At 65.9% G+C, this 12,383-nt stretch carries 8 protein-coding genes; 3 read left to right on the top strand and 5 right to left on the bottom strand.

Annotation, left to right across the window (positions count from 1 at the left end):
- Positions 1 to 99 precede the first annotated feature (99 nt).
- Positions 100 to 336 carry a hypothetical protein gene (locus ASC94_RS08935; RefSeq protein ID WP_157201360.1) on the bottom strand — a complete coding sequence of 79 codons (237 nt, stop codon included), beginning with the start codon at positions 334 to 336 and terminating at the stop codon, positions 100 to 102.
- A gap of 204 nt (positions 337 to 540) precedes the next feature.
- Between ASC94_RS08935 and ASC94_RS08930 the strand changes: the two genes are divergently transcribed.
- Positions 541 to 1,701, top strand: a complete 1,161-nt coding sequence (locus ASC94_RS08930; protein ID WP_056393481.1) for a zinc-dependent alcohol dehydrogenase — start codon at positions 541 to 543, stop codon at positions 1,699 to 1,701.
- Here the strand turns inward: ASC94_RS08930 and ASC94_RS08925 are convergent.
- From ASC94_RS08925 to ASC94_RS08910, 4 genes are all read right to left on the bottom strand, one after another.
- On the bottom strand, positions 1,698 to 1,946 hold the full coding sequence (locus ASC94_RS08925) for a hypothetical protein (protein ID WP_157201359.1): 249 nt from the start codon (positions 1,944 to 1,946) through the stop codon (positions 1,698 to 1,700). The genes ASC94_RS08930 and ASC94_RS08925 overlap by 4 nt on opposite strands.
- A 169-nt stretch (positions 1,947 to 2,115) precedes the next feature.
- Entirely contained in the window at positions 2,116 to 3,489 is a 1,374-nt protein-coding gene (locus tag ASC94_RS08920) for a Gfo/Idh/MocA family protein (RefSeq protein ID WP_200955618.1), read from the bottom strand.
- A 49-nt stretch (positions 3,490 to 3,538) separates the two neighbouring features.
- Entirely contained in the window at positions 3,539 to 6,508 is a 2,970-nt protein-coding gene (locus ASC94_RS08915) for a TonB-dependent siderophore receptor (RefSeq protein WP_157201358.1), read from the bottom strand.
- Between the two features lie 97 nt (positions 6,509 to 6,605).
- Complete coding sequence (locus tag ASC94_RS08910; protein WP_056393471.1) at positions 6,606 to 10,007, bottom strand: TIM-barrel domain-containing protein; 3,402 nt, start codon at positions 10,005 to 10,007, stop codon at positions 6,606 to 6,608.
- A 293-nt stretch (positions 10,008 to 10,300) separates the two neighbouring features.
- On the opposite strand from ASC94_RS08910, the gene ASC94_RS08905 reads away from it, so the two are divergent.
- The gene (locus ASC94_RS08905) at positions 10,301 to 11,437 is read left to right on the top strand and encodes an SIS domain-containing protein (RefSeq protein ID WP_056393469.1); all 1,137 of its coding nucleotides are present in this window, start codon (positions 10,301 to 10,303) and stop codon (positions 11,435 to 11,437) included.
- The gene (locus tag ASC94_RS08900) at positions 11,424 to 12,383 is read left to right on the top strand and encodes an ROK family protein (protein WP_056393467.1); all 960 of its coding nucleotides are present in this window, start codon (positions 11,424 to 11,426) and stop codon (positions 12,381 to 12,383) included. Before ASC94_RS08905 ends, ASC94_RS08900 begins: the two co-directional genes overlap by 14 nt.

Below are 12,383 nucleotides of genomic sequence, written 5' to 3'. Positions count from 1 at the left end.
ACGCGCGCTGGCGTGCGCTAACCCGCCCTAAGACCACCTCGACGGCTCCCGTAGGGCGGGTTAGCGCCGCAGGCGCGTAACCCGCCAAACGCGGCCAACCTAGCGGCTCTTGCTGCCGCCGCCGCTGCCGGTTTCGCGGTTCATTTCCTGGTCATCAACCTGACCACCCTGCGTAGTACCCTTTGGGCCGCTTTGCTGGCTCTGCCCTGGGCGGCTGCCGCTCTGCTGGTTCTGCTGGTCCTGCAGATCGCTTTGCTTGCCCCCCTGCTGGCCGCCTTGGCGGCTGCCCTGGTTCAGGTCGCGGTCTTTGTTGATATCGCTTTGATTGCTAGCCATGGTCATCTCCTTGATGATGTTATGGGTGCCTCGCCTGGCCATACGGCAAGGTAAAGCCATGGTAGACCCGCCATCCTGGCGCCTGCATAGGCGCGCGGACAGGCGCAATGTAGGACTGCGCCTACTTCTTATTCAGAGTATTTACCCTGCCGTGCCGCCCCCGCCGGCACTAAGCTGAATGCCTAACCTGCACAGGAGGCATCCATGCGCGCGCTCGTCTACCACTCCGCCCACGACGTCAAAGTCGACACCGTTCCCGACCCCATCATCCAGGAAGCGGACGACATCATCCTCAAGATCACCGCCACCGCCATCTGCGGTTCCGACCTGCACTTGTACCGTGGCAAGGTTCCCGGTATGAAAGAAGGCGACATCATGGGGCATGAATTCATGGGTGTCGTGGTGGACGCCGGCCCCGGCGTAACCCAGCTGCGCAAGGGCGACCGCGTAGTCGTGCCGTTCGTGATTGCCTGCGGCAGCTGCTTCTTCTGCGACAGGCATCTGTATTCCGCCTGCGAGACCACCAACCCCGACCGCGGCGCCATCATGAACAAGAAAGACTTGCGGCCCGGCGCCGCGCTGTTCGGCTTCAGCCACCTGTACGGCGGCGTGCCCGGCGGCCAGGCCGAGTATGTGCGCGTGCCCAAGGCCAACGTCGGCCCCATCAAGATCCCGGATACCCTGGCTGACGAGAAAGTGCTGTTCCTGAGCGACATCTTGCCCACGGGCTACCAGGCAGTGCTGAACGCCGGCGTCACGGCCGGCTCCTCGGTGGCCATCTTCGGCGCCGGCCCGGTCGGCCAGATGGCAGCGGCCTGCGCGCGCATGCTGGGCGCCGAGCGCATCTTCATGGTGGACCACCACCCCTACCGCCTGGAATTCGCGCGCGCCACCTACGGCGTGATTCCCCTCAATTTCGACGAGGTGGACGCGGCCGAAACCATCATCGAAGCGACCAGCTTCCGGGGCGTGGATGCGGTGATCGACGCGGTCGGCTTCGAGGCCAAGGGCAGCGCGCTGGAAACCGCGCTCACCAGCCTGAAACTGGAAGGCAGCAGCGGCAGCGCGCTGCGCCAGTGCATCGCGGCGGTGCGGCGCGGCGGCACGGTCAGCGCGCCGGGCCTGTACTCGGGCTTCATCCACGGCTTCCTGTTCGGCGACATCTTCGAAAAAGGCATCGGCGTGCGCGCAGGCCAGACCCACGTGCAAAAGCACATGCCCGAGCTGCTGCGCTTCATCGACGAAGGCAAGCTGCACCCGGAGGTGATCATCTCGCACCGCATGCAGCTGGAGCAGGCGCCCGAGGGATACCGCATGTTCGACAAGAAGGAAGACAATTGCCGCAAGGTGGTGCTGCGGCCCTAGGCCGGGCCAGGCTCCAGGTCGGGCCCCAATTCCGGTCCCAGGTCCGGCGCTTCGCGCGCCACGGCGCGGCGGTCCGCGTCCGGTTCCAGCAAGGTGGTATAGCTGCGTACCTGCGCGATGGGGCGCGCCATGATCTCGCAGATCAGGCGTTTCGGAATGCCGGACAGCTCGGCATAATTGAGCGCGGTGCCGGCACCAAAGGCGGCCCGCGTCAACAAGGCAACAGAGACCCTTTCAGCTATCATTCCGTCAACACGTCGGCTCATGCCAATAGTCTAGAGCAGCAGCCCCATCCCCGGCGCATGATAGGCATGGAATGCCGACTACATAGTAGCGCCGGCGACTACAAAATCAAAAGCCGCCGCCCCCCGTAGGGCGGGTTAGGCGGAACGCCGTAACCCGCCAAAGCCGCCCCTACAGCGCAAAAACCGGCTTGCGCGTCTTCCACAACCCATTGGTAAAGTCTGGGAAATCCAGCGTCTGGAAATTCTGCGCAATGGACATCTCCGACAGCGGCGTAATGGCGCTCCACGCCACCGCGTCGTAAATATCGATCGGCATCGGCGCCTGCGCCTTCAGCGCCTCAACGAAAGCATGGATAACAAAGAAATCCATGCCCCCGTGCCCCGCCCCTTCCGCGCGCGACGCATACTGGCGCCACAGCGGATGGTCGTACTTCTCCTGGTAAGCCTGGAAGTCCTCCCACTGGTGCGGCTTGCTCTTGCCCTCGATATGAATGGACCGGTTCACATCCATCCACAGCCCGTCCGTCCCCTGCACCCGGAAGCCCAGCGAATAAGGGCGCGGCAGCGACGTATCGTGCTGCAGCAATATCGTCTCGCCGTTCTCGCAAGCCAGCGTGGTGGTCACCACGTCGCCCAGCTTGAACTGCGTCTTCGCGCTCGGATGCTGCGCGCCGCCCGGCTGCTTGACGATGTAATCATGCAACCCGCGCGCCTTGGTGGCGAAGGCATTGATGCGCGTGAAGCGGTTGCCACGGTTGATGTTGGTGTACATCGCGCACGGCCCGATGCCATGACTCGGATACAGCTCGCCGTTGCGCTTTACCGAGTGCTCGGTGCGCCAGCGCGCCTCCGAGAAGCCCTTGGCGCCGTATTCCAGCCCGCTGCCGTAAGGCTTGGCCGGATCGCCGCTGTTGAACTTCACGGCCCGCAGGTCGTGCTGGTAGCCGCCCTGCAGGTGCACCAGTTCGCCGAACAGACCAGCGCGCACCATCTGCAGCACCGCCATCACGTCGCGCCGGTAGCACACGTTCTCCAGCAGCATATAGGGCGTGCCGGTCTTGAGCTGGGTATTCAGCACGTCCCAGTGGTCCTGCAGGGTTACGCCGGCCACCACTTCGCAGCCCACCGCCACCTTGGCCTGCATGGCGGCGATGGCCATCTCCGCATGCCACTCCCAGGGCGTGGCGATGACGACGCCATCGAGCTTGCCGATGCCGCTGCCTTTGCCGCCGTCCAGCAGGCGGCGGTAGGCTTGCGGGTCGCGGTCCTCGCCGAACGTGGCTGGTTTGGCCTTGCCTTCCTTTTCAACCTGTTTCAGCGCGCGGCCCAGCATCACCGGGTCGATGTCGCACAGGGCAGCCACTTCCACGTCGTCGCGGCGCAGCAGCTCCTTGAGCAGCACCTGGCCGCGCATGCCGGTGCCTATCATGCCGATGCGCAGGCGCTCGCCGCCGCCCGCAGCGAAGGCGCGCGGCAGCAGCAGGCTGCCCGCCAGCGCGGCGCCGGCGGTAAGAAAGTGTCGTCGATTGAATTGCTTATCCAATTGTTTATCCATCAGTGCTTTACCTCGGTAGAGTATCGATTGTAGCGGGTCACCAGAACTTATAGCTGGCCGAAACGGCGAACTGGCGGCCGAACAGGTTCTGGCTATGGTTGTAGCCTTCCCAGCCGTTCGGGTCGTAGTAAGGCTTCTTGTCCAGCAGGTTCTTGATATTCAGGCCCACCTCCAGGTTCTTCACCGGCTTCCAGTTCAGGGCCAGGTTCACCGTGGTGTACGACGGCGCGCCGTCGCACAGCGTTTCAGGCAGCGCCACCGAAGCGGCCGTGCATTTGCCAGGTGCGTTGTCCTCGTCCCATGGACCATAAGCCCACTTGGTGCGGCCGGTGTAGTTGACGAACACGCTTGTGATGAAGTTGCGGTAGCTCCAGTCGGCATTCACGGTGGCGCGGAAACGCGGCGAATCGTAGTAGCCGACGGTGTTGCCGTTGAAGCCGCCCGCGTTGTCGCTGCTGATGGTCTCGCGTTTGCGGATGGTGGCCGAGATGCCGGTGCCAAGCTTGCCCATGTCGCCCAGCGAGAAGCGGGTGCGCGCGTCGATGTCCACGCCGTCGATCAGCGTGCGGCCACGGTTCGAGTAGGAGTTGATCAAGCCGCCCAGGTTGCCTACCGAGTAGCGCGGCGCGCCACCCGAGCATGCGGCAGCGTTGGCCGGGTTGGCGCACATGGCCGCCACCGCCGCCACGTTGCCGCGGTCGGCGTCGGTCAGCTCGCTGCGGATGGCCTGGTCGGTCCCGGCCAGCGTCGGGCCGTGCTTTTCCACCAGCTGGGTGAACAGCTCGTTGAAGTCCTGGCGCACGATTTCGTTGCGGCGGTAGACGAACCAGTAGTCCACGGAAATGCTCACGTCCCTGGCCGGCTGCAGCACCATGCCCACGGTGGAGATCTTTGCCTTCTCCGGCCGCAGGTCCGGGTTCGGCGGCGTCAGCCCGCCCACGGTGGTGGAGCAGTTTGAGTTCAGCAGGGTCTTGCCCAGGTCGACGTCGGTCGGCGTGACGGACTTCATCAGCATGCGCGCGATGGCGTTGGTCTCGTCGCAGCGCACGGTGTCGCGGATGCCGCCCACCTGCGCGAACACGCCGCCGGTGCCGGATTCGGCCAGGTTGGGCGCGCGGAAGCCTTCCGAGTACGTACCGCGCAGCAGCAGCTCCGGCCGCGCGCGCCACTGCACGCCCAGCTTGGGCGCCAGGTTGGCGGAGAAGTTCGGGTACTTGTCCAGGCGCGCGGCGGCGTTCAGTTCCAGCTTGTCCGTCACCGGCACCACTACCTCGCCGAACACCGCGCCGATGGTGCGCGCGCCGTCGAACCAGGAGCCGCCTTGCTGCGTGATGAGGCCATTGGCCGCATCCGCGTTGCCCGGCGTGAGGAAGCTCTCGCGCATCAGGCTCGCGCCGAAGGCGGCGCGCACTTCGCGCTCGCCCAGCTTGAACAGCGTGCCTTCCACCTTGCCGTCCCAGGTAATGAGCTTGGTCCAGGACTGGATGTCGAAGGTGGGATAGGCTTCGCGCAGCAGCGCGGCGTTGGCCTCGCTGATCTGGCCGAACTTGTAGGCCGGATTGTCCGCGATATAGGTGCGGCCGGTGGCCGGGTCTTTCGTGAACGGACCGAAGGCTTTTTCAAAGCCCTTGGTGTTGACGTTGATGGTCTGGAACAGCGTGGAGTGGCTGCCAGCCACGCTCAGCGCGGTCTCGAAGTCCCAGCCGCCGCCGATGCTGCCGCGCAGGCCGGCCAGCGCGCGGTAGTTGTCGTCCTCGTTCTTCTGGCCGAAGTGGCCGGGCGCATCCTGCATCAGGTAGTTCAGGCCCGCCGCGCCGCCCATCTTGGCGGCCATGTCGGCACCCAGCTTGCCTTGCAGGTAGGTGTTGTTCGGGCTCAGATAGGGATAGGCGAAAGTATTGAGTTTGGTGCCGGTATTGCGCGCGAACCAGTTGTTGGTGCTGCCGCTGTTGAAGCTGCGCGGGCCGTTTTCACCGCGCAGCTTGATATGGGTATAGGCCGCTTCCGCGAAGCCTTCCAGGTCGCCACCCAGCTTCACGCGGCCGCTGACGAAGGCGGTGGCGCGGTCCGAGGTGGGGCCGGTGTCCAGCGCGTAGGGCAGGTTGTTCCAGATGCAGCGCGTGCCGGAGGCTTCCGTCAGCGTGTTGGTGCAGCCGGTGACCGCGCGCTGGGTGCGGGCATTGTTGTTGGCTTTATCAAACACGAAGAAGGTGCCGGGATTCAGCACGCCCGGCTCGCTGCCGGTGCCGATGCGGAAGTTGGGCACGAAGGTGGGGTTGTTGACGTAGAAGTAGTCCGGGCGTTTCAGGTAGGTGTCCGCCAGCGAGATGCGGTCACGCTGGTACACGTTCACCGAGCCGTAGACGTTGTAGCCGTCGGTGTTCAAGTCGCCCTTGCCGTAGATCAGGCTGGCCTGGCGTTCGCCGTAGGACTTCACGTCGGGCGAGAAGTCGGCATTGGCGCGCGCTTCCAGGCCCTGGTAGTTCTTCTTGGTGATGACGTTGATGACGCCAGCCACCGCGTCCGAGCCGTAGACCGCAGAGGCGCCGTCCGTCAGCACCTCCATGCGCTCGATGGCGGCGGCGGGGATGGCGTCGATATTGACGAACATGGTCTGGAAGCCGGCCGGCGCACCGTAGAAGGACAGCCGGCGGCCGTTCAGCAGCACCAGCGTGCCTTGCGCGCCCAGGCCGCGCAGGTTGGCCTGCGAGCCGCCGTCCGAGCCGGTGAACATGGAGCGGAAGTCCTGCTGGGCGGGGCGCGCCGCAGGCAGGTTATCCAGCACCTGCAGCAGGGTGCGCGCGCCCATGTTCTCTATCTGCTTGGCGTCGATCACCTGCACCGGCGAGGCCGTTTCGGCGTTGATGCGCTTCAGGCTGGAACCCGTGACTTCCACCCGTGTGATCTTCTCACCCTTGTCGTCCCTACGTTCAGCTTCGTCGGCTGCAATGGCCGAAGAAGCCAGTCCCACCGCCACCATCGCGGCCATCATTTTTTTCAATTGCATGGTTCTCTCCCTTTTATAAGTGGTTTGTTATCGTGAGGCTGCAAAAGTCCCTCCCCGGTCCGCAGAGGGGCTCCTTACTGGTAAAGATGGGTTGCGGTCAGCGCGGCTGGACGGTGGCGCCCTCTGTGCCTATCAAGACGGCGTTGGCCCAGTTGCCGCACACCTGCGCGGGCCTGGCGCCGCGCGCGCCCAAGGTGCGTAAGCTGACCTGGCTAAGTCCGCGCACGTCGATCTCCGGCTTGACGACTGCGGGCGCGTTGACCAGGCCACTGTCGTACAACAGGCGCTCGCCGCTCCAGACCTGGAACTGCAGGCCGCCCGCGCTGCGGCAGCTGTCGTCCACGCCCAGGTCGGCGCGTAGCAGTTTCCAATTGCCACCCAGTTGCAAATCGATGCGGCTGGACGGGCCGACGCCGAGCCCTTTGCGGAAGCGCAGGCCGTTCATGCGCATCTCGCCGGCCTGGCTTGCGGGCTTGCCTGCGGGCTTATCCAGGCTGACGGTTTTCGGCAGCGCTAGGTCGGACAGGTAGCGCTGCAGTTCCGGGCCGTCCGGCAGCTGGTGCTCCATCACGCGGAATTCGGACAGCGTAATGGGCGCCACCTCGCTCGGCACGGCGGCGTTGAAGGCGCGCGCAGCGTCGCCCGCCTGCACGGCGGTCACCATCGGGTCGGTGCTCGCCGCCGCATCGCCCTCGGGGTTCTGCGTGCTGAGGACGCGGAAGCGCAACAGACGGCCGGCTGCGGGCGGGAAGCTGATAGCTTGCACGCCCTGCTGAAGTTTCAGCTGGCCGCGCTTGATGGGCGCGCCCCAGTCGCCGTTGTTGTCACCGATGTAGACTTCGTAATCGCGGATCTGGCCATGCTTCCAGTGCTCGCCGGTGCGCGGCGCCAGCTCGATGCCATCGATCAGGCGGCGCTCTGTGAAACCGATCACCCACTCGTGCGGACCGCCCTGCATGGCCGGACTGCGCGGCGTGCGGAACCAGGTCTCGGGCTTGCCGTCGAAAGCGTTTTCCATTGGATGGCCGGTTTCTTCGGCCGGACGGTTCAGCACCATCATCGCATCGGCCGTCAGCGCGCGGCCTGTAGCTGGTGCGGCGGGGAATTCGTCGTCAGCGCGCGCCAGGGAAACGACGGCGGCTGCCTGGGCCTCCACTGCGGAAGGAGCGCCGGCGGCGGCGCGGGCGCCAGCTGCGCCCTGCACGCTGAAGGCCAGCGGCTGGCGGATGTCCTGCTTCGCTACCTTCACGTGCAATGTACCGAGGCGGTCGGCGGCGTCGAAGTACCAGCCCTCGGCTGCGGCGTCGAAAGCGGCGCGGTCCGGCAGCGCGGGCAAGGTCCGTGCCGGCGTGCCGGCCGCGCCGCCAGCGGCGAACTGCACCCCAGCGGGCATGCGCCGTGCCAGCACGCGCAGGGCATAGCTGCGGCGCGCTTCCTGGCCGGCGTAGCTGCCGTTGACTGCGCCAATCTCAACCCGCACCTCACCGGCCACGGCCTGCATGCGGATCACCTGCTCGCTGAACGCGCCCTCCTGGTACTTGCGGCTATTGCCGTCATCCTCGTACAGCGTGAAGGCCGACTCGCCGTGCGGATACAGGTCCAGCGTCAGCTGATCCTTCGGCTTCTCGCCGTCAAACAGCACCTCCGGATACATCGGCAGGATGGCGCCCGCGCGGACGAACACCGGCAGCTTGTCCAGCGCCACCTGCAGGTCGATATCGCGCCCGGCCGCACCGGCAGTGGCCTGCCGCCCATCCCAGTAATCAAACCACTGCCCCTGCGGCAAATGGATCGCCTTGCGCCACCCTGCGCTGACGGCCTGACTGCGGTACACCGGCGCCACCAGCACGTCGCGCCCCAGCAGGAACTGGTACTTGTGCGCCTCGGTGTAGGCCGCAGGGTCGGCCGGGTTGTCCCACATCAGTCCCCGCACCAGCGGCGCGCCGCTTTGTTCGGCCTCGCGCATCAGCGTGTACATGTATGGCGTCAGGCGCAGCTTGAGCTTCAGGTAGCGGCGGTTGATGCTGCGGTACGGCTCGCCGAACCACCACGGATGCTTGCGCTCCGCCGCCGCCCAGCCGGACATCCCCATCAGCACCGGCGTGAATGCCTTCCACTGCAGGTCGCGCGTATAGGTTTCCGGGCTGCCGCCGAAAATCGCGTCCACGTCCCCGGTCGCGTAGGCCTGGCCGGACAGGCCGGAACCGATCAGCGTCGGGATATGCCAGCGGATGTAATCCCAGCTTGCGCTCTGGTCGCCGGTCCAGGTGACGGCATAGCGCTGCGTTCCCGCCCAGCCCATCACGGTCCAGATGAAGGGACGGCCGTCGGAGTTGTTCAGGATACCGTCGTAGGCGGACTTGTTGGCGTCCAGCGAGAACTGGTAGCCCTTGCCGGTCCACGCCACGTCCAGCTTCTGCGCACGGGTGCCGGCGGTGCCCACTTCCCACGCCATCTTCTCCACGCCGTTCTCGGTCCACAAGCCGGTGCGGAAGCCGTACTTCGCCAACCCCTGCACTGTCTCGGGCAGGTTGGTGTAGCCGCAGCCGTAGCCGTCGTTCGGCAGTATCCAGCCGCCCGGCATGTCGTGCTCGCGGTAGCGGCGCGCCACGGACTCCACCACGTCCGGCGTCTTGCCGGTGGGGCCGTCGGACCAGTCCTTGGGCACCGTGCCGGGTTTCTTCACATTGTCGCCGTCGTTGTAGCAGTCGGCATCGCCGTATTCCAGCGCCCAGCGCGGCAGCATGCGCGCACGGCCGGTCCATTCGGTGTACCGCGCCAGCACGTCGCGCAGGCTTTTGCCGACGAAGTAATAAGCGTCGAAGCGCGCTTCCGCGTGCTCCAGCGAGATCTGTTCGTTCTGGCGCAGGTCATAGCTGCCATCCGACCAGGTATTGCGCAGCACGCCCCAGCCGCGTGAGCTCATGAGGAAGGGCGCCGGGCTGGGACGGTCGCCTTCTTCCCAGCCGCCGGAGTACGACACCTGCAGCTGCTTGCCCTTGAATTCGTAGCGGCCGTTCTGCTGGCCGCCGCCGAAGAAGCGTTCCGATTTATCTGTCGACAGCGTTTGCACCGTCTGTTTCGCGCCCAGCTCCAGCGGCTGCAGTTCGCTCCACAGCGGCGCGCTGTCGCCCGCGCGGAACAGCGTGAAGCGCAAGGGCTTGCGGTCGATGCGCATGGCCAGCGCATCGGTGCTGATCAGGATATGGCCGGGCTGTTCGCTTACGCTGTGCCTGACCTGCGCATCGGGCGTAGCAACCACGATGGCGGCAGCCTTGTCGCCCGCCCCTGTGAGCCCGGCGCCCTTCGGCGCGGCCCAGATGCGCACCACATCGGCGCGCGGCAGGCTAAGCTGTACTACGGCCCCGGTATCGGTGACCAGTTCCCATTGCTGGCCGCTGCCGGTCGCGATGCTGCGAAGGTTGCCGATGGGTGCCGCCAGCAGTGGCGCGCTGGCCAGCAGACAGGCCCAGCCGAGAACAGGAGAAAGACGTTTCATATCGAAAGTTTTTGTATGTCTGATGCGACTACTCTAGAAACAAAAACAAGCAAGGTCAACAAAAAGAAAGCGAAAACACGCAGAAATGCTTGAAATGACCAAACATTCGGCCTATTTTCTTTCGTTTAGGTATTTTGTCAGACTATGTACTTTCGATTTCGTAGTAATTAAGACACATGAAAGGCGCAGCGCAGCGCCATTCTCGGCAAATAAACTTTCTTTTATCTTTCGTATTTGACAGTTCGAAATTTAAGACTTATGATTTCTACGACTCCAACACTCTATTTCTTTCGATGACTACCCTACTGCAGCGTGCTCCCCAAGACTGGCGTGATATCGGCGGCCTTGATACCGCCGAAGAAATCGCCCACCAGCCGGCCATGTGGCGCGAACTGGCCGCCGGCCTCGCCGCCGAACAGGCACGCGTCGCAGCCTTCCTGGGCGGCTGCCTGCGCGATCCGCGCCAACGCGTCATCCTCACCGGCGCGGGCAGCTCCGCCTACGCGGGCGACATCATCGCCGACGAATTGAACGCCGCCTGGCCGGCGCAAGTGCGCGCAGTCGCCACCACCAGCTTGCTCACGCATCCCGAGCTGTATCTGGAAGCGGACGCGCCGACGCTGCTGGTGTCGTTCGCGCGCAGCGGCAACAGCCCCGAGAGCACCGCCGCCGTGAGCCTGCTGCGCGACCTGGTACCCGGCGCGCGCTTCCTGAACATCACCTGCAATCCGGAAGGCCAGCTGGCGCAGCAAGGCGCCAACGACGCCGCCGTCTGCAACCTGCTGATGCCCGCCGCCAGCTGCGACCGCGGTTTCGCCATGACCAGCAGCTTCACCTGCATGCTGCTGGCCGCGCTGTCCGTGCTGGGGCGCGAACCGCAGCTCGCACGCATTGAACAACTGGCCGCGCTGGGAGAGGAAGCGCTGCGCGCCTGGGCTGCGCCGCTGGCCACGCTGGGCGCGCAGCCGGTGTCGCGCGTGGTCTACCTCGGCAGCGGCCCGCTGGAAGCGCTGGCCAGGGAAGCCGCGCTGAAGATACTGGAGCTGACCGGCGGCCGCGTGCTGGCCGTGGCCAACAGCCCGCTCGGTTTCCGCCACGGCCCCAAGGCCATGCTGAACGAGGAAACGCTGGTGGTGCTGTTCCGCAGCACCAAACCGCTGGCCCGCCAGTACGAACACGACCTGCTGCAGGAACTGCAGCGCGAAAAAGTGGCCGGCCGCTGCCTGACCGTAGGCTGCGGTGCGCACATCGGCATCGACGCGCCGGCCTGGCCGGATGCCTGGCTGGCGCCCTTGTGGCTGCTGATGGCGCAGCAATACGCGCTGCACCAGTCGGCGCTGCTGCAACTGCGGCCCGACAATCCATTCACCGGCGGCACGGTCAACCGTGTCGTCCAGGGCGTCACCATTTACCGCCATGACGACTTCTGAACCACGCGGCTACCACGGCATCGATATCGGCGGCAGCAAGATCGAGCTGGTGGCCTTTGCCGATGACGGCGGCGCGCTGGCCGAAGTCCACCGCGAACGCATCGCCACGCCCGGCACCGATTTCGACGCCTTCGTACAGGAGATGACGGCGCTGGTGGCGCGCGGCGACGCGGCGCTCGGCCTGCGCGCGCCGGCCGGCATCGGCCTGCCCGGCATCATCGACAGCGCTACCGGGCGCCAGGTCAGTTCAAACGTGCCTGCGCTGAACGGACGCCTGGTGGTGTCCGCGCTGCAGGAAGCCTTGCAGCGTCCTGTCGCCATCGGCAACGACTGCCAGTGCTTCGCCCTGTCCGAAGCGCAGGGCGGCGCGGCGCATGGCCTGCCCAGCATGTTCGGCGCCATCATCGGCACCGGCGCCGGCGGCGGGTACTGCGTGGAAGGCCGCCTGCTGCGCGGGATGAACGGCATCGCCGGCGAATGGGGCCACTGGCCAGCGCCCGCGCCGCTGCTGATCCAGCACGCCGTGCCCATCCTGGACTGCCCCTGCGGCCGCAGCGGCTGCATGGAACGCTATGTGTCCGGCCCCGGCATGAGCAAGCTGCACGCCCACTTTGCCGGCGGGCCGGGGGACACGCCGCTCGCCATCGCCGCGCGCGCGCAGGCCGGCGACAAGACCGCCGCGCACACGCTCGAAGTGCACCTGGACCTGCTGGCCCACGCGCTGGCCACGCTGGTGATCACGCTGGACCCGCACGCCATCGTGCTGGGCGGCGGCCTGTCGCAGCTGGCGCACCTGTATGAGCGCCTGCCCGCAGCCATGCGCCGCCACCTCTTCCCCGGCGTGCAAGTGCCGCCCATCCTGCCGCCCCGCTTCGGCGACGCTGGCGGCGCGCGCGGCGCGGCCCTGCTGGCGAAGCAAATGTTCGACCAACCCACCACTGCGTGA

It is taken from the genome of Massilia sp. Root418, from assembly GCF_001425265.1.
In the GTDB taxonomy this organism is placed as follows: Bacteria; Pseudomonadota; Gammaproteobacteria; order Burkholderiales; family Burkholderiaceae_D; genus Rugamonas.
The sequence above is the reverse complement of the archived record's forward strand: the minus strand, read 5'-3'. Positions and strand labels throughout refer to the sequence as shown.